General features: G+C 59.9%; 29 protein-coding genes. 2 read left to right on the top strand and 27 right to left on the bottom strand.

The features are described 5' to 3' along the window. Window positions 1-146 precede the first annotated feature (146 nt). The 4 genes from CJU94_RS36480 to CJU94_RS36465 form a co-directional block, all read right to left on the bottom strand. Window positions 147-1,838: a site-specific integrase gene (locus CJU94_RS36480; protein ID WP_095423363.1), complete on the bottom strand. Its 1,692-nt coding sequence runs from the start codon at window positions 1,836-1,838 to the stop codon at window positions 147-149. Between the two features lie 105 nt (window positions 1,839-1,943). Continuing rightward, window positions 1,944-3,149, bottom strand: coding sequence for a hypothetical protein (locus CJU94_RS36475; protein WP_011875610.1), 1,206 nt, complete (start codon window positions 3,147-3,149; stop codon window positions 1,944-1,946). Next, on the bottom strand, window positions 3,146-3,493 hold the full coding sequence (gene tnpC, locus CJU94_RS36470) for a Tn3 family transposase post-transcriptional regulator TnpC (RefSeq protein ID WP_011875611.1): 348 nt from the start codon (window positions 3,491-3,493) through the stop codon (window positions 3,146-3,148). The genes CJU94_RS36475 and tnpC overlap by 4 nt, the downstream gene beginning before the upstream one ends. Continuing rightward, window positions 3,480-6,485, bottom strand: a complete 3,006-nt coding sequence (locus CJU94_RS36465) for a Tn3 family transposase (protein ID WP_095423507.1) — start codon at window positions 6,483-6,485, stop codon at window positions 3,480-3,482. The genes tnpC and CJU94_RS36465 overlap by 14 nt, the downstream gene beginning before the upstream one ends. Window positions 6,486-6,621: 136 nt before the next feature. On the opposite strand from CJU94_RS36465, the gene CJU94_RS41135 reads away from it, so the two are divergent. After that, window positions 6,622-7,152: a hypothetical protein gene (locus CJU94_RS41135; protein ID WP_157763860.1), complete on the top strand. Its 531-nt coding sequence runs from the start codon at window positions 6,622-6,624 to the stop codon at window positions 7,150-7,152. Between the two features lie 605 nt (window positions 7,153-7,757). Here the strand turns inward: CJU94_RS41135 and CJU94_RS36450 are convergent. The 5 genes from CJU94_RS36450 to CJU94_RS36430 form a co-directional block, all read right to left on the bottom strand. After that, window positions 7,758-8,450 carry a hypothetical protein gene (locus CJU94_RS36450; protein ID WP_095423506.1) on the bottom strand — a complete coding sequence of 231 codons (693 nt, stop codon included), beginning with the start codon at window positions 8,448-8,450 and terminating at the stop codon, window positions 7,758-7,760. Beyond that, window positions 8,444-9,142, bottom strand: coding sequence for a hypothetical protein (locus CJU94_RS36445; protein ID WP_095423505.1), 699 nt, complete (start codon window positions 9,140-9,142; stop codon window positions 8,444-8,446). Before CJU94_RS36445 ends, CJU94_RS36450 begins: the two co-directional genes overlap by 7 nt. Before the next feature lie 70 nt (window positions 9,143-9,212). Next, complete coding sequence (locus CJU94_RS36440) at window positions 9,213-9,725, bottom strand: hypothetical protein (RefSeq protein WP_095423504.1); 513 nt, start codon at window positions 9,723-9,725, stop codon at window positions 9,213-9,215. Window positions 9,726-9,892: 167 nt separating this feature from the next. Further along, window positions 9,893-10,663, bottom strand: a complete 771-nt coding sequence (locus CJU94_RS36435; RefSeq protein ID WP_095423503.1) for a hypothetical protein — start codon at window positions 10,661-10,663, stop codon at window positions 9,893-9,895. A 327-nt stretch (window positions 10,664-10,990) separates the two neighbouring features. Continuing rightward, a complete protein-coding gene (locus CJU94_RS36430) occupies window positions 10,991-11,731 on the bottom strand; it encodes a phospholipase D-like domain-containing protein (RefSeq protein WP_095423502.1) in 741 nt (246 codons plus the stop codon). A 294-nt stretch (window positions 11,732-12,025) separates the two neighbouring features. Between CJU94_RS36430 and CJU94_RS36425 the strand changes: the two genes are divergently transcribed. Beyond that, window positions 12,026-12,415 (top strand): HU family DNA-binding protein, encoded by a 390-nt coding sequence (locus CJU94_RS36425; RefSeq protein WP_095423501.1) that lies wholly within the window; start codon window positions 12,026-12,028, stop codon window positions 12,413-12,415. 68 nt (window positions 12,416-12,483) lie between these two features. On the opposite strand, the gene CJU94_RS36420 is transcribed toward CJU94_RS36425, so the two are convergent. The 18 genes from CJU94_RS36420 to CJU94_RS36340 all read right to left on the bottom strand — a co-directional run bounded on the left by CJU94_RS36420 (window position 12,484) and on the right by CJU94_RS36340 (window position 25,470). Then, a complete protein-coding gene (locus CJU94_RS36420; RefSeq protein ID WP_095423500.1) occupies window positions 12,484-14,331 on the bottom strand; it encodes an adenine nucleotide alpha hydrolase family protein in 1,848 nt (615 codons plus the stop codon). A gap of 115 nt (window positions 14,332-14,446) precedes the next feature. Next, window positions 14,447-14,665: a hypothetical protein gene (locus tag CJU94_RS36415; RefSeq protein ID WP_095423499.1), complete on the bottom strand. Its 219-nt coding sequence runs from the start codon at window positions 14,663-14,665 to the stop codon at window positions 14,447-14,449. Window positions 14,666-14,965: 300 nt separating this feature from the next. Next, window positions 14,966-15,157, bottom strand: a complete 192-nt coding sequence (locus tag CJU94_RS36410) for a hypothetical protein (protein ID WP_244221184.1) — start codon at window positions 15,155-15,157, stop codon at window positions 14,966-14,968. An 85-nt stretch (window positions 15,158-15,242) separates the two neighbouring features. Further along, window positions 15,243-15,590 (bottom strand): hypothetical protein, encoded by a 348-nt coding sequence (locus tag CJU94_RS36405; RefSeq protein WP_095423497.1) that lies wholly within the window; start codon window positions 15,588-15,590, stop codon window positions 15,243-15,245. Between the two features lie 121 nt (window positions 15,591-15,711). Next, window positions 15,712-15,954 carry a hypothetical protein gene (locus tag CJU94_RS36400; protein ID WP_425272252.1) on the bottom strand — a complete coding sequence of 81 codons (243 nt, stop codon included), beginning with the start codon at window positions 15,952-15,954 and terminating at the stop codon, window positions 15,712-15,714. Window positions 15,955-16,049: 95 nt separating this feature from the next. Beyond that, on the bottom strand, window positions 16,050-16,511 hold the full coding sequence (locus tag CJU94_RS36395; protein WP_095423496.1) for a DUF5983 family protein: 462 nt from the start codon (window positions 16,509-16,511) through the stop codon (window positions 16,050-16,052). A 170-nt stretch (window positions 16,512-16,681) separates the two neighbouring features. Continuing rightward, a complete protein-coding gene (locus CJU94_RS36390; protein WP_095423495.1) occupies window positions 16,682-17,383 on the bottom strand; it encodes a hypothetical protein in 702 nt (233 codons plus the stop codon). Window positions 17,384-17,391: 8 nt separating this feature from the next. Further along, window positions 17,392-17,667, bottom strand: a complete 276-nt coding sequence (locus tag CJU94_RS36385) for a DUF4031 domain-containing protein (protein WP_095423494.1) — start codon at window positions 17,665-17,667, stop codon at window positions 17,392-17,394. A 220-nt stretch (window positions 17,668-17,887) separates the two neighbouring features. After that, window positions 17,888-18,628, bottom strand: coding sequence for a hypothetical protein (locus CJU94_RS42070; protein ID WP_244221183.1), 741 nt, complete (start codon window positions 18,626-18,628; stop codon window positions 17,888-17,890). 69 nt (window positions 18,629-18,697) lie between these two features. After that, window positions 18,698-19,351, bottom strand: a complete 654-nt coding sequence (locus CJU94_RS36375; RefSeq protein WP_095423493.1) for a hypothetical protein — start codon at window positions 19,349-19,351, stop codon at window positions 18,698-18,700. A gap of 68 nt (window positions 19,352-19,419) precedes the next feature. Continuing rightward, window positions 19,420-20,421, bottom strand: a complete 1,002-nt coding sequence (locus tag CJU94_RS36370) for a deazapurine DNA modification protein DpdA family protein (RefSeq protein WP_095423492.1) — start codon at window positions 20,419-20,421, stop codon at window positions 19,420-19,422. Between the two features lie 373 nt (window positions 20,422-20,794). Beyond that, window positions 20,795-22,540, bottom strand: a complete 1,746-nt coding sequence (locus CJU94_RS36365; protein WP_244221206.1) for an SNF2-related protein — start codon at window positions 22,538-22,540, stop codon at window positions 20,795-20,797. Further along, window positions 22,540-22,923, bottom strand: a complete 384-nt coding sequence (locus CJU94_RS36360; protein WP_157763873.1) for a hypothetical protein — start codon at window positions 22,921-22,923, stop codon at window positions 22,540-22,542. Before CJU94_RS36360 ends, CJU94_RS36365 begins: the two co-directional genes overlap by 1 nt. A gap of 69 nt (window positions 22,924-22,992) precedes the next feature. Then, on the bottom strand, window positions 22,993-23,457 hold the full coding sequence (locus tag CJU94_RS36355) for an ASCH domain-containing protein (protein ID WP_095423490.1): 465 nt from the start codon (window positions 23,455-23,457) through the stop codon (window positions 22,993-22,995). Window positions 23,458-23,466: 9 nt separating this feature from the next. Next, window positions 23,467-23,643 carry a hypothetical protein gene (locus tag CJU94_RS41130; RefSeq protein ID WP_157763872.1) on the bottom strand — a complete coding sequence of 59 codons (177 nt, stop codon included), beginning with the start codon at window positions 23,641-23,643 and terminating at the stop codon, window positions 23,467-23,469. Between the two features lie 21 nt (window positions 23,644-23,664). After that, window positions 23,665-24,078 (bottom strand): hypothetical protein, encoded by a 414-nt coding sequence (locus CJU94_RS36350; protein ID WP_157763871.1) that lies wholly within the window; start codon window positions 24,076-24,078, stop codon window positions 23,665-23,667. 322 nt (window positions 24,079-24,400) lie between these two features. Beyond that, a complete protein-coding gene (locus tag CJU94_RS36345) occupies window positions 24,401-24,895 on the bottom strand; it encodes a hypothetical protein (RefSeq protein WP_095423488.1) in 495 nt (164 codons plus the stop codon). 224 nt (window positions 24,896-25,119) lie between these two features. Continuing rightward, window positions 25,120-25,470 (bottom strand): hypothetical protein, encoded by a 351-nt coding sequence (locus CJU94_RS36340; protein WP_095423487.1) that lies wholly within the window; start codon window positions 25,468-25,470, stop codon window positions 25,120-25,122. Window positions 25,471-25,520: the final 50 nt, after the last annotated feature.

Raw genomic sequence — 25,520 nt, 5'->3', positions numbered from 1 at the left:
CAGCACATGCGCGAGCGTCAGATACTCCTTGCCGTCCCGGCCGATTACACCCTTCTTGGCCCCTGACCAAGATTCGGTCGAATTGCGATCATAAGCCTTGAGGTTATAAGGGTGACGAGGTTTCCGTTGGTTTTGGAATAACGGAATCAGTCAGTAAAGGCCTGCGCAAACTGCCTCGCCCGCTTTACATCGTCAGCATGCAAATAAATCGACGTGGTCGAGATCGATGCGTGACGAAGGTTGTCGCGGACGGCGCTGAGTTCGACGCCCTTGGCGATAGCGTGAGTGGCATGCGTGTGCCGCATCCAGTGCGGCGTAGCCTGACGGAGTTTCTCGGCGAGCGGCGGATGGTCGTTTTCAATAATCTGCGCCGCTTGCCGGAAAAACCTGCGCATGACTTCCCACAACCGCAGAGGCTTGATGCCGGCATCGCCGTCGTCCAGGCTACCGATCAGCGGCGTGACTGGGTTCCAGCGCGCCCGGCTTACCGCCAGGCCCCGCTCCTGCAGATACCGGTCCAGCGCCGCGCGAGCGAGCGGTGTCAAGGTCACCCTGGCTGGCTTGCCGCCTTTGCCGGTGACGTGAAGCCAGTGATCACCTGCGGCGTCGACCTCGACGTTTCGCAGAGTCGCATTGGCCAACTCGCTGATCCGCAGTCCCGTCGCGTAACCGAAATCCAGCATGAAACGAAGTCGCTGCGCTGCGGCTGCCTGCCAGCCGTACGACCACTCAAGCCCGTTGGCGATGGTGCGTGTGAGCAGCCATTCTCCTTCGGTGAAGGCGTGCGCGGTTTCCACGGCCATGGCGCGCTTGCTGCCGCGCACCTTGATGCCGGCAAATGGGTTGGCCACAACATAGCGCTGCTCCACCAGCCAGCGGAACATGGCGCTGAGCACGGCAAGCGCGTGCGCAATCGAACGCGCCGAGAGGTTGTCGACAAACGGTCTCCAGTCTGTTGATGTGCGCGGCCGCGGCGGTCCAACCCAGCGCTCGCGCGGGGTGGGTCTGCGCAGAAATGCCCTGTAGTCAGTTGCATCCCGCGTGGTCAGGGACGACAGGGCCTTGCCGCGGGCAACAATGGCCCAGAGGATCAGCCGTTCGGCTTCCTTACGGTAGGCGCGCTGCGTGGCCGGGGATTCGTGCAACGCAAGCCATGCCTGGACGGCGTCGTAATCGTTGTCGACGCCCAGGATACAGGTCGACAGCGGTGCGCGGAACACGCCTGCGGATCCGTCAACCTCATGCGGTAGCCGGAGTTGCTCCCATGGCGTCACGACTGACTGCCGGTCGGCGACGATCAGTGCGCGAGCCCGCTCCGTGAGTGCTGGATGCGCGACAAAGAATGCCTCGATCCGCTTTGCACTGGCCGGGCCGAGCCCCGGAACGGCACTCCACCACTGACGACGGCGGGGAATCCTTACCGTGAGATCAGCCAGGGTCCGGATGCCCGCCGCGTGCAGGACACGGACAGCGCGATCCGGCAACCAGCGCGTAATGTCATCCCCGATATGCGGCGTCGGTAAAGGCAGCGTGCGCAACGTTTCGACTGCCTGCGTGGTGGCACGGGCATGATGTCTGCGCTTGTGGGCCTGGCATTCGAACAGCGTCGCCAGATCCGCCCGCTGCCGGCTGCGGGCGTAAAGCGCAAGCTGCCGGCGGATCTGGCCGATGACGCCGCGTGCAGACTGCCCCTGACCGAGCCGGTCCCGCAGGTACCGGCTGGCCGCGTCACGCGAAGATGCGCCTTCGTACCAGGCGCGCAGCGCGGCAAGCGCGTCGGCATCGGGAAAATCGTTCGGCATGTCGGCGGCGACCGGGTTCGGGAGACGCGTTTTCATGACATGGAGTTTAGTCCAGAAATGTCAATACAGAGATAATAACTGTTATCTCTGTACCGATCACGAAAGACGTCCCGCCAGGATTTTTCACGATGATTTTCCGGCTTAGATCGCCTGCAGGGCGCGACTCAAAAAGTCCGCGTGCACAGAGGTTCCGGAGGCCAGAAAGCGAATCTGCTGCCGCACGGATTCGGGATCGACGCCAGCGTGTTCCGCTGCCTGCAGCGTGGCGCGGCTTGCATCGAGCACATCGACACCTGTGATCTCGTAGCCGTAGCCCATCGAGATCCAGTGCAACGCCGCGAGACCGGCGGCCATGGCGAATCCCGGCTGCTTCTGCGCAAAGTCCCTGGCCGCGCGCGTCAACGTCCGGGGGTCGGTCGGGCTGGCATTGGCCAGCTTGATGGCCTGGTTGAACAGGCCTGCGTCCTTGGCTGCCGCGAACCACTTCCCTGGCTCGCCCGGCGACGCAGCAACCAGGTCGCTCAGGATGGTCTCTTGCGCGATGTGCGGATACTTCTTTGCGATGGCACGGAAAGTTGCCAGGTAGGTGGTGCCCTGGTTCGCTTCGCATGCATAGCGCCGGTATGCCTCGTCGGCAAGACCCGATGACAGCAGGATCGCCTCGCAAGCTTTCGCAATCTGCCCGTCCGGGCTGTTGAGGCCGCGCGTGTTTTCCGCGTAGGCCACGGCTTCAGCCTTTCTGCCCATCGCAAGCAGTGCCTTGACGCCCCAGCGTCGGTAGTGCCACATCTTGAACGGAGCGCGGTCCACCAGTGCGATCAGCTGCGCATGTCGCCCAGCTGCATATAGCGAAGCCAGACAGATCGGTGTCCCCGCAAAATATCCCCCGGGCCCCTCGGACCAGACGTGCTCGACGAGATCAATAAACCTGTCGGCCCACTCGCTGGCGATTTCGGGCGTCACGCAGAGTGTGTCCCATTCGTCCGACAGACCTTCGATATAGGGGACGCCCTGATCCTGAATGGCTTCCCATAGCCGCTCGAGCCAGGCCTGGCGCGTGACTGTGTCGACCTGTGCGCCAGCAATGACCGGGACCAGTGTTTCGATCGCACGATTCACGGCCGTGCCGATCGCACCTGACGACCCGTCGACGTGTTCCAGCGCGGGCGAAACTTTCTCCAGAAATTTCACAGCGCCCTCTGCCGCAAGCACTGTATCGCCGCGCGCCACCTGCCGGATCTCCGCGAGCGCTTCCTTGATACGCTGGATCGGTACGTCCGAGCGCCAGCCGAAAGCGTGGCGCCGGAAACGCTGGGCGAACTGCCACTTGTACGAGGCAGGCTTCACAGTGGTTCGTCCGTTTCGGATCGCAGATCCTGCAGGGGGCGCAAGGCGAGAATCATTTTTTCGAGCACCATGATCCAGTCCTCGAGTTCCTCGATGGTGCAATCAGCCTGTTCGACCAGCGTAAGGTCATCCGTCGAGCACGACAGGCTCGCGCCATTGATAACGGTATGCGCCATGGCGTGCAGGCGCAGAAGATCGTCACGCAAACCATCGGGCTCGCAGCGGGCGCGGATGGTGTCGAAAAGATCCACGGCCTGCTGGATGACGGTCGTGTCGTATCGCTGCTGCAATGATTCCAGCGCGTCGGCATCGACGATGCCATAGGGAGTCTCAAGGTCGGGCATGGGATCGGGATCTCCGCAGGGAACGGACCGGGCCGGCGAACAGGTGATCGTGTATCCACCCCTCGACGTGTCCAAAATCCAGTTCGTACCTGCCAAAACGTTTCAGGTTGCTGGTGAGGTAGGGACTGAGGAATCCAATGTCGTCGGGATTGACCTCAATGCCCTCATTCACCATCGATCGCAACGCCTGCATCATGTCCACCGTGTTCTGCAGGATCGCGGCCGAAGCCATCAGGTCGTTGTAACGCAGGCGTTTCTGCTGCTCGTCCGGGTCATTGACTGGCAACACATCTCCGCCGAACGAAAACCACTTGGCAAAGCCATTATAGGACTCGACCTTGTTGGTTGTGGCGGTGATCTCCTGTCGCAGTTCGTTGCTGCCGAGCCACTCAAGCAGGAATACCGTGCGAACCACCTTGCCAAGCTCCTCGGCCGCCAGGGACAGGCGATTTTTCGGACTGGCCGCACCGAAACGGCGCAGTAGAAGGGGCGATGAAATCGCTCCAGACTGGATCGACAGCGCGAGCTGCATCAGGTCCTTCCAGTGGCGCCCGATGAGTTCCCAGTCAACCGTTTCCGCGAAAAGATCATCGATATGTTTGTATCGGGTCGCAGCATCCACGCGATACAGCTTGAGGTCCTGCCAGTTGCGAATCCGCGGCATCAGCTTGATGCCCAGCAGGTAGGTGAAGGCGAACACCGCAGCCGACTGCCCCTGGGTGTCGGCGTGCACCGTATCGGCCTCAACGCTCAATCCAGCCTTAAGCAGCCCTTCGATCACGTAGATGGCTTCCCATATGCCCGGCGGGATGAAATGCCGGAATACCGCGATATAGTTGTCGGCGACGTGGCGGTAGGCGACCGCGCCCATTTTCCGGTAGCGGAAGTGATAGCCTGCCAGCAGGTTGTTGTCGTAGAAGTCGTACTGGGTGCCGTCGGCTGCCACCGTCTTGCCGTCTCCCCAGTGCTTCGGCAGGTCAAGCCGGAGATAGAGTTCGATCAGCTCGCGTTGTGCACTCTCAAGGCGTTCGAGACTCAAGTGCCGGCGGTTGACGAACGACATCATGTGCGGCGTGATCCTGTCACCCATGTGGCGCGCGGCCTGGGTGGGACCAAGATTGCACCCCATTGCGAAGATGGTAAGCAGGTACCGCTGTTCGGCGTCGCGGATTTTGGGATCATTGCCGCTTAACGGACCAAAGTGTCGTGTGAAATGTGTCCAGTGCTCGATATTGGCGAGTACGTCCAGCAGATTGCGCACAGGCATGCGCTTGACGATCGCCTTTTGCAGGGCCACCGCGCTTTCCGGGATGACCGTCGCCGTGGTGCGACGGACAACAAACTCACCTGCCTTGTTGACCGTCACATGGTCGGACTTCTCGGGAAAACGCTCATCCAACTGGCGTGCGGCATCGGAGAGCCATTCGCGCAGCTGCGCCACAAAGCCGGCACTGCTGTCGGCAATGCCAAGCCTCTCGCTGTATCCCGGCAGGCGCTTCTCACATTCATGCCAGGGCAACAGGTAATCGCGATAGTCTGCAAAGGCATCCGAGCCGGCTACGCACAGGTCTCCGCTGCGCAGTTCCCTCGTCATGGCGGACAGTACGCACAGTTCCAGATAACGCCGGTTTGTCGTCGCACCCTTCTCGGGCGGGCGGAAAACCAGCTTGCGCCAGCGCTCGGAAGCAAAGCTGAGATCGACCTCGACGTTGATCCATTCGCGATGAAGCGATTCGTTCCTGAAAACGACCTCCATTGCCTGCAGCAAGGACTCGGACTGGGTGGTCGAGCTCCATGCCAGTGCATGCGCCAGACGTAGTAGTACTGATCGATGTGCCTTGAAATGCCTCCACAGCAGCGGCAGATAATTTCTGCCGCTGTAGGCCCGGACCTCGGCACAGCTTTCGCGCAATGGTTCGAGGTCGCCCGACGGCGCCAGATATTGGCGAACACGCGCACCAAGTTCGGTGTCGTCGGTATAGTCGTCGAGAATATTGACGACGCCGTCAAGCGTATCGACCAGGCTTTCCATCTGTTCGCGCTGACGTGCCTGGATCTGGTCTAGCTCTTCCCTGGCCCGCTTGTGGATTGCGCCCATACGACGGATGAACATCTCGGCCAGGTCGTCGCGGGCTCGCACGCGCATTTGATGCAGCAACGCGACAATGAGCGTATATCGCCGCTCCGGCAGGGTTTCCTTCAGATTCGCCGCGTCCAGACTCATCGCCTGCGTCGAGAGGGAGCGCAGCTTTGTCGCGGGAACACCTTCCAGCGCATGGTTGAAGTCGCCAAAACCATCGAGCCAGGCAAGATGGTCGACGAGCAGGGAGATATGCTTTCGCGATGGGCGTAAGGCGTATCGCTTGATGGTGTTGTACGCGCTCTGGCGCTGGTTGAATTCGCGCTTGATCAGCCGGTCCAGTTGGGCCTTGTCCTCATCAGAGAGGCGACGCGAGACACGTCGGAACAGCGCTGTTTGAACTCGCGTGTGGATCTGCTCCACAATGGCATCGAGCGTCGAGAACGCGGGCAGTTCGACCTGCTGCTGGATCAGGCTGTCGATGGTTGCATTGATGATGTCCACCGGCTGATCCATCGTCTCGGCGGCCTCATGTGTCGCGCGTACCGCGATTTCGTTGGCATCGGAGCCGTAGTAGGACTGGATGCCGAGAAATTCTCGGATTGCCGCATAGTGACGAAACAAGGCGGGCGACCTTGCCCTGTTGTAGCCGAATGCGGCCTCGGCGCCTATGTTCGCGCTCGCCCGGATGTGCTCGATGACAACGGGGGGAATGGCGTCAACGAAGGGAAAGTAGTGCATCTGCTGAAAGACCTTCAGCAGAACCAGCAGGCCCAGTCTCGAGGACTGGCCACGCGCGTTGCGGCGCACCCACTCAAGCTCTTCGACGTCCGGCGTATAGAACGCCTGCAGTTCCTCCGGTGAAAAACCCTTGGGAAACCTCGGATACGCGGTACGTTCGATGGTCGCCATGCCGGATTCCGGATCTCGAATGGGCTGGCCAGTGTAGCGCAAAAAATCCGGCAAAGCCGTCACACTTGTGCCAGTCTGTGCAACCAGCTGGCCGCTATAATTTTCGGATTCAGAACGCAGCGAAGGGGACAGAAACATGGGCAAAGCCAGCCAGCAGAAAAAATCGTCGCGCGCCCGCAAGCTGGGCACGCGCGACCTGGAGGCATTGCGACGGGGAGCGGTTCAGTCAGGGATCCCCGACGCTATCGTTCTCGATCGTAATGACCTGCCGCCGGAGCAGAAAATCTCCTGGCCCCTCGCCCAACTGCTTCAGGATGAGGTATCCGATCATCCAACACTGGAGGAATATCAGAGCGCACTGACGGCGATAGTTGCGGCGTGGAATACCAGCCTCCTGCCCGAGAGCGAGCGTGCTGAAGCGCTACGTGATCAGATCGGATTCGACAAAAGTGTTCCACCCGAAATACGGCGTGAGGTCACACAGCGCATCGAGCGCCTGATTGAGGAAAAAGTGGCCCGTTTTCCCCATGACCGCCGCCGTATCGTCTCGTGGGAGGCGAGGCTCGAAGGTGACGTACTCCGGGTCGTAGCGGCGGCGTCTGACGGTCCCCGGCACGATACCCTGGAGGATGTCATGCGGGGTTTGCTGCGAACGATGTCCGCGTAAGAGACCGCACATTCAGACCAGTCAGCTAAGGACGCGACCGTCCCGCGCTGACTGACCACGTTGACCTGTCTGCATGCCGACGCGCAAGCGGACGCGATAGCTCAGGGACGCATTCACGGCCCGAGTTCCTTATTCCATCAAAGCATAGAGATCCGTCGCTTCATAACTTTCAGGCTTATGATAGCAATTTGACCGGATCTTGGTCAGATCCCTTCTTCTGGAGCTCGCTAGGGTCGATGTTTGCGCGCTCGGCCACCGCCTGGTAGAACTCGGCGTTCGTCAGCCGTCCGTTGGGGGCGTCGGCGTAAGCACTCGCGGCGTGAGAGAAGAGGTCCAGTTGCATCGCTTGAAATCACTCGAGGGAAAGACGCACGTGTTGGCGTCGACAACCTCAGCATGCCCGGGTCGTGGCGTATTTCTAGGTCTTCCGATAACGGGGCGCGTTACCCCGCGATACGCCGATTGGGCCAGAAATTCCTATCTGGAACCACTTCGAAATAGTGCGTATTCGCCGGTTCTTTCCTTCGTAAAGAGAAGATCCAGCGAAATGGAAATTGGGGTTCGATCGTCTCCAGACGCGAAGCAATGAGCGTGTCTACCCCGCGTCAGTTTCGCGTGACGACGCCGGCGGCAGGGTTCCGATTGAGTGCGACGTTCGCCGCAATGAGGATGCGCCGCGCCATGTCAGGATTTACGCGTCCCGCACCCAGTTCGGCAATCAACGCCTGCATCATGGCCACCATCTGTGCCTCGCTCGGGCGAATCGCGTCCACCGCGCGCAGCACATCACCGTTGACGTCCACGACAGGAAGCAGCGCAAGTCGCTGGTACTTGAGCACGTCCGCAGCTCGGTCGCCCGTCGGATCGAGCTTAACGGTTACCTCTCCGTCTTCGGCAACGGTGAGCACGGTACCGAGCCGACCGCGCGAAGCGTTCAACGCTGATCGCGGCTTGAAAGTCACATCCATCCTGACGCGCACGCGGCACCCGGCATCGAGCGTAATGGCCTCAGACAACAAATCGGGAACCAGCACTCGCTCGATGGCCGCGACCGAGACAGCATGCTCTGGGGCGCCGCCGCGCCGCATCCGCTTCCGGTTGCTCAAGCTGACTTCTTCGTAGAGATTGAGCAACGCCGCAGTCAGCGCATCATAAGGGCTGACGTGCGAGGGCTGTGCGGCTGCCTCCGCGCGGGACACGCGGGCCAGGGGCTTTTCGCGATCGGTAAGGGCCGGCCCGCACGAGTCGCTGCCCGCCGCGGCGTCCTTGTCGCTCAGTTCAAACAGCACCGTCACCATCCTCCGAAGGTCTCCTGGCCGCCTGCATCCGTGTGCTGCACGTCATCGACCTCACCCGGCCGGAGAATCGCAGGCTTGCCATGACGGTTTCTTGCGATCGCGCTTTTGAACAGCAACGCCGCCTCGGCCAGCATCACGGCTGACTGGCTTTCATTGTGCTGTACGACGGCGTCGATGATACGCGATGCGTCGCACAATCCGTCGATTCGCGCTCGCATTCGAAGATGAGCCTCCTCCTCGAGCAGGTCGAGGAAGGTACGGAACATCTCGACGTCCTGGTCCTGCACTTCGAGACCTTCGTCTGGCGCAACCTTGTCGAGCGTCTTGCGAATCACACGCGCCAGGAAAACGTCACTGTACGAAGCCGCGTCGGTTCCATGCGTCGCAAACTCGCGCGGTGACCACTCGTGATCGCACACGCGGCAGCGGTGCGTCTTGTGCGGGCCCGGCTCACAACCCGGCGAATCGACGTGCCACGCCATGCACGCTGGGCATCGCAGCGACATGACGACCGTGGTCTGCGAGCTCTCGCTCTCGTCGACGGCACGCAGCACGTCGTGCTTCAGCTTGGGCGGTACGTTCACGCGGCGATCACCGACTTCGACCGAGATCCGGTATTCATCGACCCGCCGAATCACTCCACGCGCGCCGGCTTCGACGCCACTGAAATATGCCTTGAACTCGACGCGCACCCCTTTCCGGAATGCATCGTCTCCTTTGCCCGGTTCTCTCTCGGGACGGCGCCGCCCTTTCAGATGATTCCTATCCCTCAATAGATTCTCCCGCTTCTTTGCGGTTGTTGGAGGTGATCCTGGCCAGCAGCCGCTTGCCGTATTCCTTTTGGTCGATGGGCCGCAATCCCATCAAAGAACCCGGGTCGATCGCATCCTTGCAGATGCATAGCATGCACACTTCGTCTCCAGCCTCCTCGTAAGCTGCAGCACCAAACGTGACCGTCGCACACCTGCAGCACGGCACCAGCCGCACTCTCGAGCAAATAGCATCAAAATCGTCGGCTGTGGCATCGCCCAGCTTCACGGAAGAGCGAAACACCTTCATCTCGCCAAGATCGAGTGTGATCGCAACGTGGAGCGGCCAACCCAGGGCTGCCCATGTCGGCGTATGCACGCAAGCCGTCAATGTTCGACCCTCAATCTTGAAGACCTTTTTATGCGCCGAGTAGATCGGCTGACGCCGCACAGCACCCTGCTCTCGGCTGCTATCCGGGGCTGGCCTGACAGGGTGCTGGCGTTCGGGGGCAAACTGAATGTCCATGCATCGATTCTGAAGCGCCCGTGCGTGAAAACAAGGGCTCCCAGACAGTTTTGGATGCCGCTACCCTCAAAAAAAACCCGCCGTCCTTTCGGAAGGCGGGCGGGTCTCGCAAACAGATTTTGAGAACTCGTGAGGCACCACGCGAAAGCGTGGTTCTTCGTCGGCGGTCAGCCGAACAACCAGATTTCGGACTGGCGCCGGCCGATTTCCTTCAACTGCTGGATGTACTCGGACTCCATTTCCGTTTGTGTCAGGATGATGCCCTGCAACTGCGTGAGCAATTCTGACACGACGCCACCTACGTGCGTACTGACAGGGAGATCAGCGACTTCGGGATCCAGATCCTTCCAGGTCGGCATATCGACACGATCACGAACCAGCAGCTCGGTGGATGCTCCGCCAGAGCGTGGCTGATCACCACTCGAATTCAGTCTGCCGGTGTCGGTAAACTCATTCGCAGGACGATCGGATTCCGTATTGGATTCGCCCGAGCCTTCAACCTTGAGACCCCGGGCCAGCAGATCTTGCTTGTGCCCAGCAATCTCACCACCGCTCGGATAGTTCCAGCGAAGCTGATGGCGAACACAACTCGCCAGTAGCGATCGCACCGAATCGGGAGCCTCTGTCAACTCGGGGTTGCATTGCTTGAGCACCGAAGCGGCGGCCTGCAGACTCGTTTCGACAACCAAATCGACGCGAGCGGCATCGACACAAGAGGGGGCCTTGTCGATGCACTCGTCTTGAGGATAGTCACCGACCTTGCCGGTCAGCCAGAGATACATGGCGCCCTCGTCCTCCCCCGACAAAAGCGAATCGCCAGTGGTGACTTCGGGAAAGCCGATTGTGACTTGCTTCCAAAACGCACCAGCCGCCTGTTCTGCAACCGCGCGGAATGCGGCAGTAACGTCCGTTCCGAAGCCGGTCTTCACGTGGATCATTTTCTTGCTCCTAAGGTGTCGTGGAGCAAGAGCCCATGCCGGGCTGCGAGCCCCACATGGGTTGAATTGAAAGTTACCGGCAAGCGGTAAAGTAGAAAGTGCCCTCCGCAGAGGACACATAGGCTGGATTCGGTCCAGCTACCGTTGGATCAGCAGCCACTATAGCACGAGTTTCATTCCTGACAGGAAGTGTGCTGACTGACGCGCTTTTGATCCTTGGGGCGACTCTGAAGGCTCGGATTGGCGAGCCTTCAGCGCCTTTCTCATGCGGCCAGCCATCCGGCTCGGCCCGTCCGCTGGAGCCGCACTTGGAAAGCCTCGTGCCGATCAGCGCCACGGGTGCGCGTTTTCCCACATATATTCGAAGTCGGATTCGTAATACGCAGCGACCTGTCGGTTGTGCCAGTCTGCGCGTGCGTTCTCGTGGCTGTACTTCTCGGCGCGGACCGTGTAGTTCAGCGAGCCCGTTTCCGCAGTGTCGCGGTCGGCGATCGTGTACTTGTCGTGCATGAGCGGCGCGTCGTCGACATAGCGCACTTTCGCGCCGGCCTGCGCCAACGGACCGGCGATCGACCTCGGATTGTTGAGGTTTTCCTTCGCGTCGACCACGATGCGCACGTTCACACCACGCCGAATCGCCGCAAGCACCGCGTTCTCGTAGCGTTTGTTCGTGAACTCGTAGGCCGCGACATCCAGAGTGCTGGTGGAACTGTTGATCACGTCGATCACGACGTCCATTGCACCGCGGTTCGGCGAGAAACCGAGCTCTACCGTACCGGCCGCCTGGTACATCACGGCGCGATGATGAGGCGCATTGCGCGCCGCCTGGTCCTCGTTCCCGTTATCGTCGCCACTACGGCCGTACCCGGCCTTGTGGACGCCGCCGTGCTCACGCGAATACGGCCTCCCGTATTCGTGGCCATCGTTCGGGCCGAACTTGCTTGCCGTCTGCGAAGACGTATCGGAGTGGTGCCAGACGCCAATGTCCTCGAGCGCCGAATCGAGCAAGCCAGCGTGGGCAAACATCGGCGCGGTGGCCACGGCGAGACAGACGAGCACTTTTTTCATGGATGGTCCTTTGGGTTTCCCCCCGGTAGATGCGTGAATCGTACTGCCCGGCCAATCTGTTTCTAGTGGGCGTGTCGCGCCTTCCATTTGCTTCCTATCAGGAAGCTATTTTCGCACGGCAGTCACTACCCGTTGGCTGCTACATCAATCCTCCCGGAAAAATTCGATGTTTGTGCACAACGTCCCATTCGAAATAAGTGACTGAAGAGGTGGATTGCGATTTCTCCGGCGCTAGAATCAATTCGCGCGGGCATTTCGCCCGACCGCATCTCAACGACAGGAGAACCCTCCAGAATGGCAACCGTAAAGAAAGTCGCGAAGAAGGCATCCGTGGCAACCAAGGGGGCGAAGCCCGCCGCGAAACCGGCCGGCCCGGTGAAGGAAACGTTCACGAAGACATCCCTCGCAGCGTACGTCGCACAACAGGCCGGCGTCGAGCCGAAGGTTGCGAAAGCGACGCTCGCAGCACTTGAGGAAACCATTCTCGGCGCCATGCACAAAAAGGGCGCCGGCGAATTCACGCTGTCCGGGCTGCTGAAAATTACGGTCCAGCAGGTTCCGGCCAAACAGAAGCGTTTCGGCAAGGATCCATTCACGGGTGAAGAACGCTGGTTCCCGGCCAAGCCAGCGACCGTGCGGATCAAGGCTCGCGCGCTCAAGAAGCTGAAGGACGCGGCCGCCTGACCGCTTCCCCGCCGCAATGGCAAAAAAAGGCCCGCCGCATCGCAATGGATGGGCGGGGCTTCGTTCGATCAGGCAGCTTCGCCGAACAGGTTCATCTGGAGATCCCAGATATCGTTCTTCTCGTCGTTCAGCAGCGCATCGTGCTCCTTGTCGCTGATCGCGTTGCGGATGAGGTGATCATCCAGTTCGCGAGGCGTCAGGTTCAGACGCTCTGCCAAGCGGGCGAAGTACTGCCCGCGCTTAGCCATCTCCTGATAGCGTTGGGCCATTCCGGCCGGCAGCTTGAGAATCCCTTCATTCAGCCAGAAGCGGGCTGAATACATTGCAGGGTACACCTGGCTCTCCAGCATGAAACGGGTATCGAACGTACAGGTCACAAACGCGCAAGCCTCTTCCGCGTCGACCTCCATCTGATCGCATTCCTCGAAATACGCGACGCGCTCACCATTGGTGGTTACGGCGTACGCGGAAACACGGTCCGGATGGAGAAAGCGATTCCACTGCTCTGCCAGGTAGTCCCGAAGACCATCCACCGGCGCCTCGGCATCGTACTTCCCCACCCGATACCATCCGTGAAGCGGGATCGGTACCTTGGGCTTCGTTTCAACGACCGGGACATAATAGCGACGTCCCAGCGTGTACACGTCGTGCCAGACAGAGAGGGCCGGAAAAGCATGTGGTGCGTAGTGATGCATCGACAGGAAGAAGTCGACCGCCACGAGCTGCTGTGGCGTCACGAACTGGAACTGCACCTCGCACAGCTCACGATTGCTTTCCGTATCCTCGATAACACCTTCGGCAAGATCGGCCTGGTGCTGCTCAGCTCGTTCCTGCTCCAGCACGTCTAGAGTCACGAGATACTTTAGCAAGCTGATCCGATGCTGGTACGAATACACGTCAGGTTGCACCCTCGTATAGCCGGCCGCGCTGATCTTGCGACCGACCAGCTCACGCTTCGACATGTCCCACTGCGTTGCAAGTAGGTAGTTCCGGAAGCGATTGAGCCCAGCCAGGTGCGCATGCTCGGGTTCCTGGATCATTGACTCCATCGACTTGTCGCGCTCGCCGGTCACGCAACAAAACGCGCAGCCAAATCGACTGCCGCACGCTGACTTGTTTCCCCCGTCGCCGATCGTCACGCCACAGGTACCCTCGTTACCGGCCCGGTAGAGATCGATCATCCGCTGGATCGTGCGAATCGACAGTGGCGAGGCAAACGGAATGAAACGCGAATCCGAAAACATCGACACCATGTCCCACACGTCTGAAAGATCCCAGTCTGCGATGCATGAGAGAGTCAGGTAACCATCCTTATGTCGCGTTGGTTCCAGATGACTTTCCTGACGCTCAGACATCAGCGCTGCTCGAACAGGGCTTTCGGAAAAACGCGTACCCAACAGCACAATGGTTTCGCGGTATCCTGAACCCGCAGCTTCGCGCTCAAGCAATGCACGAAGACGACCGAGTGGGACCAATTTCCAATCGGAGGCGCACGCGCGAGCAGTCTTGCTTTCTCCGCTCGCCTTATCCTTCTTTACGCCGTTCTCCGGTGTGCGGATCAACGTTCCCCGACCGATGTGAGAAACGACGAACTGCGCGCTGAGCGAAGGTTTTGCGACATGAACCTCTACGTCCAGATCGTGGTCCTCGCAGAACGCACTCATTTCTTCGAGTGCGATGTGAAGGTGGTTGGACAGCGAAGGGTTCTCGATCTGCGTATCCGACGTCGCGATGTAATGCCGGGCTTGCGGGACACCAGCTGCTTTCGAACGGCGCACTGCCTCGAGCATCAGAAGCGCAACGCATGTCGAATCCTTGCCCCCGCTATAGCCGCACTGCAAAACGTGTCCTGCTGCGATTTTCTGCATCAGGATCGCGATGACGATTTCCATCTTCGCGAGTATTTCGTCAAACATGGTGTTCTCCAGGTTGATGCGAGAGAACACCCCCCCTGCGGGAAGTGTTTCCCGCAGGGATAGATGATTGATCGAGGCCGTGATACTGGTGACCTTCGATGTCAGGTTGCAGCGATCAGAAACCTTCCGCCGCCCCCAGATTCCAGTAGCTACTTGCGAACGACATCACCGTATCCTCCACAGCGGAACGCTCGCGACCGAGCGGTTCGCCGGCGGACCGGAAATAGAAGTCCAGCAACTCGCGCAAACGTGCCTTCGTGCGTGCGCCCGACAGCGAAAACACCTCGAGAGCGCAACGGATGTACAGCGGGAACGTCGTTTGAGAAACAGTCATGCCAATGCTCCTGAGAGATGCGAGGAGCAATCCCCTCGCGGAGACTGCAACCCGCGTGGGTAAAAACGGTTACTTGTCGATGCCGAACGCAGATGCGCCCTTCTCCCGCATGGGATGCACGTCGAGGTAACCAAGTGGGGAAAATCTGGCTGCCAGCGGCAACCGGTCAGAACGACCAACGGTGACGGCCAAGATCCGGGTGGATCGGCCATTGGCTAGGTGACGGTCTAGCTACCGGATCATGGATCAGGTCATAGTGTACCGCAGATTTCCAGGTAGGAAGCAACGGTATTGTCAAGCTCACGCCGCTCGTCCCGATTGGGCTTGTGACAGGATTTCGTTCAGCCGTGCCCCCATCACCTCGGCAAGCATCTCAGCATCACTGGAAGCATCCAGCGCATCGCGCTCGAGCAGCGTCCGGAGCGCGCTCTTCAGCCAGTACGACGTGCTGGGTGAGTCGAGGAGCTGCTGGATTTTCTCGGCAGTATTCATGATGTGTGATGGATTGGATTTAGGAATGGTGCCTAGGCGCTATACAGCGGCGCCCAGGCATCTGACCGACAAAAGCCGGTCGAAACTACTCTGCGTTACTTCGTTGCGCGTATCGCGCGATCATGTGTCGGGCCCGGCCCGGCGTGAAATCACCCGACCACTCCAGGCCGGATTCCCGGACTTTGTCCCGGATGCGTTTCTTGAACGACTCACCGCGTTCCTGGACATGCATCGCACAATGCTCGTCTTCGACCGCAAGGGCGAAAGCGAGATCGCGAACGGCGCGGTCCAGCAGAAACTTCAGCTTGCGCTGATTGTCGAACCGCTTGCCGATCACCGCCGCGGCCACCGCAGCGATCACCGCCGATGTCAGGGTGAAAAGGCCCCCGATGATCGCAGCCTGAACCGCCGCATCTTGCAACTGAACATGCATTTTTGCTACTCCTCGTCGAAAAGAGGAGAAGCGCACTCCCGAAGGGAATACGCCCCTCCGGGTAAGAAAACTGACGCCTCGTGCCGACGGCGTCACACTACGGATCGCGGAATCAGGTGCCCTACTGACGGTTGGCGTTGTAGTGCGCTTCACGGATCGCACGCTGCTCACGCTCCTTCTTTGCCATGTGGCGACCGACTGCGCATCCTGCCATCGCACCGAGAATCGCGTGATGACCGGCGACGTGGCCAACCACCGCGCCAGCGACCGCGCCCTTCATGCAGCCTTCGGCATGTACGACCGTCATGGGCACGCTCAGAGCGAGCGCGATTGCCAGAGCCTTCCCGAACTTTGCTTGCTTCATCACTTTCCTCTCAAAGAAAAAGTTGCGCACACGGCTTGCGAGCGCGTTCGACTCTACGCATGTCGAGCGCTCCCGCAAGCCCCTGCGTTTCGTGGTTACCAGTCGTACGCCGTCAGTCCATCCACATCGGAGCCGTCGGCGTCGAGCTGAATCCAGCTGAAACTGCGTTCCCGCGCCCATGCCCACAAGGCCTGAAGATCCGCCGGAACCGGGTAGCCCTGGCTCGCGTAATCCTCGACAGCCCCGTCGGATGGGACGGACAGGAAGAAACCGAACTCGTAGTCCCCGCAGTAGCACCAGGGATTGTTGTCACCCTGGGACTGCAGGAGATCGTTAGTTTCGCGCATGATGTGGTTCGTCGCGATTCTCGGGCAGACGTTGAGATCCGAGAATGCAATCTCCGACTGGCTGTACAGGATTTCCGCTGCGGCGATTGCGCTCTTCCTTGCCGGAAGATCGAGATCGCCGGAAGCGCCGACGTGACCCTGCACCTGATCCTTCGACATGGTGATCAGTGACCGCAGCAGTTCGCGGGAAATCAAAACGGGGTTGGACATGTTCTGCTCCTGGGTAAGGCGGAGCAGACGGCCCGCAGGGCAGAATGCCCCGCGAGGGATAACGCCGGATCGGCGTGAAGAAAGCCATTTCTGGCCTGTTAGGCTGAGTGCGGCCAGCTACCGGATCAAGGATCGGCTTTGAGTATAGCCGAATTTCCTGACAGGAACTATCAGGCCGAGGCCCCCGTCGTCTCTCGTACGCAATCTGCAAGCATCAGGATCAGATCTGCGTCGCTCGGCGTCCCCCCCGGTCCTTCGCGCAATGTGGGAACCTTCCGCGCATAGACATCGCGCAATGCGTCAATGCTGACTGCCCAGATCCGCTTCTGATCGCCTAGCGAAGCGCCCTCGAGCTCCCGCCTGCAGTTCCCTTCGATGCACTCGGCCATCTGGAATGCCGTGAGCACGAGATGCTTACGCTCCCCTTGTTGATCGGATTGAAGAGCGCGAGCGAGGTGGTCAAGCTTTTCGACTGTCAGCGCCTGCGCCCAGACCAGCCTGAACAGCACCTCCATGTCCGGATTGACTGCTGGCGACGGAAAGGTCCAAACCGAATCGATATCCGCCATCAGCTTTCGCATGAAATCACCGTCCGGCAATGCCCACCGGCCATTGGCTCGTAGAGTCTCCCGAATCCATTCGAGATTCTCGCTTGTCATCTCGATGGACTGGCGAAGGCTGCGTCGCACCTCTGCTGATTGGTCTAACGCAAGCATGCCCCCGGCATCGTGCTCCATCCAGTCAGCCAGCTTGACACCCGTACTGAGCATGGCCATCAGCCGCTCATGCCCATATATCGCGCTCCCATTGATAGCCTTGAGAATCTGCGCCTGGCTCTGGAACAGACGAAGCGCGATCGTGGTGACATCCATAATTGTCCTTACCGGGCGTTACCCGAAACAGAATTTCGATTGATTCGCCGTGCCACCTGCATCAATTCCCGCTGCGACACGGCGATCGCGCCGTTTGCAATGGCTGTGGCGCGCTGCGGCTCGGTGATGTCGTAGTGCGGATGTCTTGCGCCAGCGTGATACCAGCACCGATTTATCCCGACAGCCTGCGCGAACCCATGCAGTTCATCGACCGAATCCGCAGACAGATGAAAGCGCGGCTTCCCCTTCCACACGATTGCCGCATCGTCGACGTACACGGCCATCAGTTCTCTCCCTGTCAGGTACCGCGCCGCCATCGACAACTGCGGCCGAAGCCTCCGAGTGTAGAGGGATCAACTCCCCGGATCCTTCCCGAAACAGGCGCCAAGCGATAGTGCTTTCGCCCAGTACGGATCCGTGCGCACCAATGAAAACGCCCGCCCGACTCCCAAATGGGAGCCGCGGCGGGCGGGGTACACACAAGCGTAGTTGTCAGCTACCTCGTTAGACCGATGCGATCGATTCTTCGCGGACCGCACGGACACCGATCAGGTTGCCAGACGCGACCTCCAGGGCATACGCCTCGGTGAAAGTTCCGTTTGCGTTGAAGCGAACATGGAACGTCACCTTGTGCAGGTCGGTGTCTTGGCCATCCTCCGGATACTCAAGATACGCGATCTTGGTGAAATCGGCGTCGTCGCCGGTTTCCCATAGATCGTGCCCATGCACAGAGACACCATCGCCGAAATCGTACTTCTCGAATTCGACTTGGGCGAGCTCGCGCTTTGCCTCACGATAACCCGCGAGGTACTCGACGACGCAGACCGGGTCACCGGCCGGCGCGCTGGCCAGCAGTCCTGCCTTCGCATCGCGATAGCCATCGGTCGCGAACGTGCTGCGCTGGCTGACGCCGACAGGCACGGTCCGAATCGGCGCGGGCTTGGCTTCCAAGGCCTGAACAGATTCTTCCGGCTGTTCGAACAACTGACCTTCCGGATCGCAGTCGCGCCAGATACCGCCGAATGCATCCGGCAGACACTCATTGCCGCGGATCGGGACGTACCATACATCGTCCAGCGGCGCAGCTTCCGTCACCACCTCGCCACCACAGTAGTCGCAGACCACCTTGGCTATATCGGTCATGAAGCCGCTGAACGACTCGTGGCTATCCACCTCGCCCGAATCTCCGGTCAACAGTTTCGTGACAATTTCCGCGAGTTGCTGCGGAGTAACTTGCTTGGACATATTCTTGTGCTCCATAGATTTGTCGAAGCACGCCCCCGACGGGAGCGTGCCCCGTCAGGGTTAAGAAGATCAGTTTGCGCGAGCCATGGCACGCGATGCACGTTCGTCACACTCGGTTCGAATGCGATTGCGGGCCCACGCTTCCATTGCTCGCATGGCTTCGTCTCGCTTGCGGAAGGTTTCGCCAGTCTCGGCAAACCATTTACCTTTGCTGCGACGAAGAGCAATGAACTCGCGTCCAGTGCGATTGAAGAGGATCAATTTATCCTGCTCAGGGACGGGACGCCATACAAAATCAAGCGGATCGGGAAACACGTCGGGGTACGCGGCACTCACGCACACCTGCCCGGATGCAAGGCGAACCTCGACAAGGCCATTGCCCTGCATGTCCTTGACTGCGCCACGGTGGCCGTTGCAGATAACACCCTGACCCGGCACGAAATGGAAAGGCCGGCCAATTGCGTATTCCGCTGCCGCCCACAGATCGAGATCCATGTCGGTGACGGTTTTCTCGCTTCTTCGCGGGAAAAGTTCTCCCAGCGAAAGCTCGAAGTGGTCGTAGTCGACACCCTGCTCGGCAAATTTCACGCCGCGCAAATTGCCGTACGCACCACGAACCTGAACCTGATACTCCCGCATGGTTTGCGACTGCGGTACCGCATGGCTGCTGAGAAACCACTTGCCGTTAACTTGATGCGCAAACGGCGAATTGACGATCGACATGACAAATGCTCCTTAAGAGTTGGAGCACGTCCCTCACGGGAACGTGCCCCGTGAGGGAAAGAAGCTGCTTACGCGGCTTCGAAAAACGACAGGCGGAACTGATCACCCGCCTGAGGACGCATGCGAGCTTCGGCCGCCTGCATCCAGTTGGTCATTTCGGACGACCGATGCTCCATCGAGTTAGAGATACCACTCGCAAAAGCACGACGACGGGCACCGTAGTCGTACGCCATGCTGTCGCAGGACGCCACGAAGGGATACATCTTCACGCGATCGAGCGCCGCCCCCTTCACGCCGAAACAGTGAATTTTCGTTCCCTTTGGCAGACGAGATTCCAGTCCGTCCAAGATTGCGAAAAGACCATGCTTCGGATGATGAAGGTCACGCCGACAAACTGAACCCAGCCCGAGGAGCGCCGGCGGTGCGAGCCAGCCATGCCGCTCCCACACTTCCATCGTCAGATCGAGGCTTTCTGCGTACTCCTCGCAGGTCCAGCCTTGAATGACCGGGACGGGAGCGCGAAGGTCGTTCTCGACGGTACTCGCCGAACAGTCCCTCGCGTATTCCTGCTGCCATGCCTCGATGATCTGCAGCAACGCCTCGAGCATGGTAGCCGTGGCCCGGATGCGCCAATCGGTATCGATGCCACCGTTCGTCGCCTCGGGTTCGCAACAAAGGTCCATACTGCTGAACCACCTCGGACGCAACAGATAGGCCAGTGTCAAGTACTGCGAGTACGACCAGGGATAGATACCCCCGACGCCGTTCTGCCGCCCCTTCGCTTTGAAATTCATCATTGCGACGTAGCCGGCACTATCTAACGCGACATCCAGATCCTGCAACGGCGAGTACTGCGGGATGTCGAACTGCCCAGTCTCATGGTTGAAGAACGCATTGGCGGAAACCATGACCGGATAACCGCTGTTGAATGCGTGGATGGCGAGTTTGCCTCCGCAGTGCGGAATCCCTACTCGCATCTGCAGATCCTCCGGCGGCCAGGCATTGATCTGGTTGTCCGGAACAACGCCCGTGGGACCGAGCAACCGGACTAGATCGAAGTCACTTTTCATGTGGTGCTCCTGATGAAGGGAGCACATCCCATAGGGATATACGTCCCTATGGGGTGAATGAAAAAGGCATGACGAATCCATGCACCGACTGGCGCTGAACTCGCAAAAACGTGCTGAATAGCCCCGCCGGCGTAACCGGAGAGGAGCCCTGTGCAGGCGTGGAGATGGCACTGACGTGCCTGGCTGGATAACGGACCAAGCTACCGGCTGGAAAGCTGGTGAGAATTATAACGGAAATTTGACCAAGCAATTCCTGCTGGGAAGCAAACTCGATGAGGCCACTCAAGTCCGGGGTTATCCGGTCTGCCAGCGTCGGCCGGAATTGGGCAGACAGCCTGCGCGACCCAGCAAATTCCTTTTCGAAAACCGCCGGTCAGTTGAAGAGTTCTTCCTGCTCTGTCGGCATCGACGACGGCGGCTGATTGTCCTCGGTGGCGACCGTAGCGGCAATCTTCGCCCTGCCCCCCACCTTCGCGAGGTAGCGCTCGACCAGGCGCATCACGTTGCTCATGTCGTCGTCGACGCGTTCGACGCCAAGATGCGGATCGACAATCTGGCGAGCCTCGCTCGCCTTGATCCCGAGCACGTCCATGATCGGAGGATCGCTGCCTTCCTCGGATACCAGAAAGAAAGCGGTAACCGGATCCTCCTGTCCTTCCCGATCAAGCCGCCAGATCACCTGCTGGTGGATACCCGGTGACCAGTCGAGCTCGCCGAAGACCACGACAGAGCAGCGATGCTGCAGATCGTCGACGCCGGCGCCGGAGCGCAGGGACATGATCATCACGTCGGTGTCGCCCGACATGAATCGATCCTTCTCGGCATTCTTCTTCCCGGCTGTCTCGCTGCCGGTGTACATCGCTGGGCGGAGATCCTTCAGCTCCTTCAGCCAGATTTCGTAGACGGCTCGATGCCAGCCCATCAACAGCACCGGCTCCCCGGCCGCTACCATGAGGCGCACAAACTGCGCGACGGATTTCGCCTTGGAAACGCCAGTAGCCTGCCTGACCATCATGTCCAGTTCGCGCGCAGCCTGACCGCGCTCGACGAATGCGCCTGTCGTTGCCCGGATCGCGAGGCGCCGTGCCATTTCCTCGATCGACTCCACCGCTTTCGCGTCGTAGTCGACGTACTCGACGATCCTGGATACCTTGGGCAGTTCGAGACCGACGTCCGACTTGAGGCGACGCAGCATGACATGCTGTTCACGCAGATACGTGCCAAGCGCCTTCGGATCGGCAATGTGACCGTTGTTGTCGACCCACTCCCGGCAGAAATCCGCGTACGACCCGAGCACCGTGTCGTCGATGAACTGCATGACGTTCCACATCTCGACGCCGTAGTTGTAGATTGGCGTAGCCGTCAGGCCGAGATGGTAGAGCGTGTGCTCGTATAGAACCTTTGCCGCGCCGCCCTTCGCCGTGCCCGTACCCGTGCGCAGGCTCTGCGGTTCGTCGATGACCATCGCGCGGAAGAAGTCCGTCGCGAAAATATCGGTCCAGCCGAGGATCTGGCTGATCCGGAAGATGTAGACGTCCGCCGGCGGAAGGTCGTAGGGCTTGGCCTGCCTGATGATGTGAACCTTCAGGTTCGTGAAGGCCTGGATCTTGTCCCTCCACTGTTTCTGCATATGTGGGTCACAAACGACGGCTGCGGGCAGCGCGCCAGGTTCCGCGCACAGGAAGCCGGCAGCGGTATAGGTTTTCCCGAGACCCCCCTCATCTCCGAGCAACAGCCCGCGCCGTCGACGCAGCAATTGGATAGCCTGCTGCTGGTAGTGGCGAATGACCTCGCCTTCGCGCAGTCCAGGAATAGCCGGCGGGACATAATCCGGCAGGAGAATCCGCTCGAGCTCGGCTTGCTGGACGTCGAATAGCGCCTTGCCGGCCAGCAGCGCGGCCTGATCTTCGACTGTCATATGCAACGGGTATCTGGCCAGGAACCACTCCAGATCCGCCGCGACCATCAGATCACGTGGCAGTTCGAACGGGCCGGCCGACTGCTTAGGCACTCGGGGAAACAGCTGCTTGAAGCGGATGGCCACATGCGGCTCGAGACGTGAAACTTCCCACGCCTTGCCGTCCTTGATGAGCCGAAGTTCCCCGAACGTCCGCCGCATCAGATCCACCCCCGGCTCAAGGAAGCCGCATAGACGGGCTTGCCGTTGATCTCGGCGGGCAACCCCATTGCGATATTCGATGCGAGGACAATCGCGGTCACGTCCGGGCTTTCAGCGTACCGCGAGATCTGCTTGAAGATGTCGATCTTCCGCGCCTTGTTGCGCATCTTGCATTCCACGGCGATGCCACCGGCAATCAGGAAATCGAGAATGTCCTTGGGCGAAATGCGCTTCTCCCGCTCGAACGTCACCCCCGCTGCCTTGAAGGCGCTTTCGACACCCTCCTGCAGGTGCTTCTCCGTCGAGAGGTCGAACCGATGCCCGTGCAGCAGACGCACGATCTGCTCTGGGGTATGAGTCGGGGCTGACGCTGATTGGGACATGAGATGACTGTTCGATGTGCTATGCGGCGAGTTTGCGCGATCGCGTCGTGGATTCAACCCCTGGCGCGCCTAGGCCGCCTCCGCGATCAACTCGTCTGGTACGTCAAAGAAGCCTTGCATGCCGCGAAACGGCACCGGCTCGGGAAGCAGACGTGCATCGGCCGCCATCCAGGCAAACCGACCGGGCGAAAAATCCCCGAAATTCCCGTGCCCTTCGGCCAGCTCTGACGGCACACTTTCCTTGAACACCACGCTGCCGATGATGCAGCCGAGGGGCATCTCCCGGAGGGTACGAAAGCCCGCCGCCAGGATCGCGCGAAGATACCGGTCGAAGGCTTCTTCCACCGGTGCACCGTCGTTGCGATCGCTTACGTACTGGGCGAGTTCCATCAGGTCCCCAGTCGCCTTCGCAGCATGAATGGCCACTCGCGTTCCAACGATCGAGCGTGGAAGCCGCCAGCCCCGCGTTTCGTAGCGCTTCGGGCCAACGAGAAGGAGTGAGGCATGCGGCTGCCAGATGGAGATGGCTTTCATGGCGGAGGATCAGATCGTGTCGGTGCGCGTCGACGCCGTGCGCATGGCTCGGGGCTTCGTCTCGACCTGGATCATCATGACCTTCTCCAGGTGCTTCTTTTCGAGGGTCGCCTTGCGCTTGACACGTTTGTTCCGGTCAGCGCTGATCACGATTGCGCCGACACCGACTGCCGTACCTTTTGCCATGATCACTCTCCTTTCACGAAACTACGTTTGCACCAGAAAAGCATCGTCTCCGCTTGTGCCGCGAACGAAGGCATCGATCGCGAAAAACTCCCTGTATCCGACCGAGAATTGCCCGGACCACGTATCGGCCGGCAGCGAGCGAAGCCCGTCCCTCTCGACCTGCCGCTGAAACAGCATGAATTCCGTCATCGACGCGCGACCCAGGCGCGGGCCGTGACCAGTCAACACGCGGCCGCCTTTCATCGCTTCAACCGCTGCCTCCCACGACGCAAACCCGGCGCTCTCGGCGAACGCCATACAGGGATGCGTATTGGAGAACTCCGTTGGCTTGCCGTGTACGCACGAGATCACGGTGAGCAGCCCTGCTTGTTCCCTACCCTTGATGCGAGCGGCAGAGGACGAGTCTGGTGATGACAGATCACTGCGATTTGCCATTACCGCACCCGTCCAACGGTTGTTTCAAAATCCGATTTCATTGCTTGTTCTGCACTTCTTGCTTACTTTTATCCGGTCAGTCTATCCAGCGATCCTTCAGTTTCTAGCCCCGCGGTGGGATCTCGCCGCAATCAAAAACCCGCGTGCCTTTCGACAACGCGGGTTCAGGGGTTCTCAACGCCTGACGGACGTTGAGCCCAACAGTTCTGCGACTGCAGTTTCGGGACGAATCGCATTCACGGTCGGGTTCCCGAGGGGAAAAACCCGATCCGCCCATATAGGAAACCCACCTGGTTGATTGCGCTCGACCGTCCATGCTTTCTCAGTGACGCGTGTGAACCGGACGGTCCGCACGCAGGGTGCCGAGCTCGATCACGCTGAGCAGCACCTTCGCGAGGTTGCGATCGCGAATGTACGAGCGGATGACGTCCCGCCCGATCTGGCCGTTATGCTGCACCGTGATCGTGTAGCAACGCTCCGCCGGATCGTCCTCGATGCGCATGAAGCCATCGATTTTTTCCGAACGGATGCGGAACTCCAGCGCCGCGTTGAACATGGCGAAGTCATCGTCAACGTCACGATAGACGAGGCTATGCGCCTGCACACCTGCCTTCACCATCGCCGACCAGACCGTACAGGATCCCGGCGCGTCGTGCGCTTCCAGGTGGTCGATGATGCCGATCAGCCGCTTCGACGTGATGTCGTCACGTTTGATCGGCAGGCACAGATCCGCGAACTCAGCATCGGACAGAGCCGAAAGATCGTCCGCAACGCCCGCATTACCGAGACCAACTGCAAGGATGGATGGAATCGACATATCCTGCTCCTGAACATGTGTTCGCGAAGCAGGCCCCGCACGCGGGACATGCCCCGCGGGGGTGGAAGAATTTGACTGCCGGGAAGCCGGCTGTACCGATAGACGCCAAAATGACGCGCCAGAGGCTGGTAACGTCCAGCTACCGGATCAAGGATCGCTTAAAGTATAACGGCATTTCCTGACAGGAAGCAAATTCCCGCCGGTCACGCCGGCCTACTTTATCGTTACTGCACGGTCTCCTTCGTAACCGTCACAAGGTACGGACCCGAAAGGAAACTGATGTGCTTCCCGTCGAACGAGCCAAAGATGTCCAGGCCAGCGTTCAGGTCGACCGCGATGGAAGCGTCGAGAGCGTCGCTGACCTGATTTTTGACGAATACCGTTGCCGTAATCACGCGCCTCATTTCTGGCCCCTTGATGCAGAACTGCTCGCGCGTCGGCACGACCTTCTGTGCCGTCTGCACGTTGCGCACAGGTCCGTAATAGCAGCCATCGCTTTCCACGACGGTGTCGATCACCGGAACACTGTCGACGAACTTTTGCTGGTTGGTCAGATAGCCGGCCGTGACGACCACATGCCACTTTGCTGCGTGAGCAGCGCAACATGCCGCGCTTGCGAGTAGTG

Source organism: Paraburkholderia aromaticivorans (assembly GCF_002278075.1).
Taxonomy (GTDB): domain Bacteria; phylum Pseudomonadota; class Gammaproteobacteria; order Burkholderiales; family Burkholderiaceae; genus Paraburkholderia; species Paraburkholderia aromaticivorans.
This window is presented reverse-complemented; position numbering and strand designations above follow the sequence as displayed.

Coding starts and splice junctions, on each gene's coding strand:
- CJU94_RS36480 (WP_095423363.1), bottom strand. CDS start 1,838: ATGAAAACGCGTCTCCCGAACCCGGTCGCCGCCGACATGCCGAACGAT.
- tnpC (WP_011875611.1), bottom strand. CDS start 3,493: ATGCCCGACCTTGAGACTCCCTATGGCATCGTCGATGCCGACGCGCTG.
- CJU94_RS36465 (WP_095423507.1), bottom strand. CDS start 6,485: ATGGCGACCATCGAACGTACCGCGTATCCGAGGTTTCCCAAGGGTTTT.
- CJU94_RS41135 (WP_157763860.1), top strand. CDS start 6,622: ATGGGCAAAGCCAGCCAGCAGAAAAAATCGTCGCGCGCCCGCAAGCTG.
- CJU94_RS36450 (WP_095423506.1), bottom strand. CDS start 8,450: ATGGTGACGGTGCTGTTTGAACTGAGCGACAAGGACGCCGCGGCGGGC.
- CJU94_RS36440 (WP_095423504.1), bottom strand. CDS start 9,725: ATGGACATTCAGTTTGCCCCCGAACGCCAGCACCCTGTCAGGCCAGCC.
- CJU94_RS36435 (WP_095423503.1), bottom strand. CDS start 10,663: ATGATCCACGTGAAGACCGGCTTCGGAACGGACGTTACTGCCGCATTC.
- CJU94_RS36430 (WP_095423502.1), bottom strand. CDS start 11,731: ATGAAAAAAGTGCTCGTCTGTCTCGCCGTGGCCACCGCGCCGATGTTT.
- CJU94_RS36425 (WP_095423501.1), top strand. CDS start 12,026: ATGGCAACCGTAAAGAAAGTCGCGAAGAAGGCATCCGTGGCAACCAAG.
- CJU94_RS36420 (WP_095423500.1), bottom strand. CDS start 14,331: ATGTTTGACGAAATACTCGCGAAGATGGAAATCGTCATCGCGATCCTG.
- CJU94_RS36415 (WP_095423499.1), bottom strand. CDS start 14,665: ATGACTGTTTCTCAAACGACGTTCCCGCTGTACATCCGTTGCGCTCTC.
- CJU94_RS36410 (WP_244221184.1), bottom strand. CDS start 15,157: ATGAATACTGCCGAGAAAATCCAGCAGCTCCTCGACTCACCCAGCACG.
- CJU94_RS36405 (WP_095423497.1), bottom strand. CDS start 15,590: ATGCATGTTCAGTTGCAAGATGCGGCGGTTCAGGCTGCGATCATCGGG.
- CJU94_RS36400 (WP_425272252.1), bottom strand. CDS start 15,954: ATGAAGCAAGCAAAGTTCGGGAAGGCTCTGGCAATCGCGCTCGCTCTG.
- CJU94_RS36395 (WP_095423496.1), bottom strand. CDS start 16,511: ATGTCCAACCCCGTTTTGATTTCCCGCGAACTGCTGCGGTCACTGATC.
- CJU94_RS36390 (WP_095423495.1), bottom strand. CDS start 17,383: ATGGATGTCACCACGATCGCGCTTCGTCTGTTCCAGAGCCAGGCGCAG.
- CJU94_RS36385 (WP_095423494.1), bottom strand. CDS start 17,667: ATGGCCGTGTACGTCGACGATGCGGCAATCGTGTGGAAGGGGAAGCCG.
- CJU94_RS42070 (WP_244221183.1), bottom strand. CDS start 18,628: ATGTCCAAGCAAGTTACTCCGCAGCAACTCGCGGAAATTGTCACGAAA.
- CJU94_RS36375 (WP_095423493.1), bottom strand. CDS start 19,351: ATGTCGATCGTCAATTCGCCGTTTGCGCATCAAGTTAACGGCAAGTGG.
- CJU94_RS36370 (WP_095423492.1), bottom strand. CDS start 20,421: ATGAAAAGTGACTTCGATCTAGTCCGGTTGCTCGGTCCCACGGGCGTT.
- CJU94_RS36365 (WP_244221206.1), bottom strand. CDS start 22,540: ATGCGGCGGACGTTCGGGGAACTTCGGCTCATCAAGGACGGCAAGGCG.
- CJU94_RS36360 (WP_157763873.1), bottom strand. CDS start 22,923: ATGTCCCAATCAGCGTCAGCCCCGACTCATACCCCAGAGCAGATCGTG.
- CJU94_RS36355 (WP_095423490.1), bottom strand. CDS start 23,457: ATGAAAGCCATCTCCATCTGGCAGCCGCATGCCTCACTCCTTCTCGTT.
- CJU94_RS41130 (WP_157763872.1), bottom strand. CDS start 23,643: ATGGCAAAAGGTACGGCAGTCGGTGTCGGCGCAATCGTGATCAGCGCT.
- CJU94_RS36350 (WP_157763871.1), bottom strand. CDS start 24,078: ATGGCAAATCGCAGTGATCTGTCATCACCAGACTCGTCCTCTGCCGCT.
- CJU94_RS36345 (WP_095423488.1), bottom strand. CDS start 24,895: ATGTCGATTCCATCCATCCTTGCAGTTGGTCTCGGTAATGCGGGCGTT.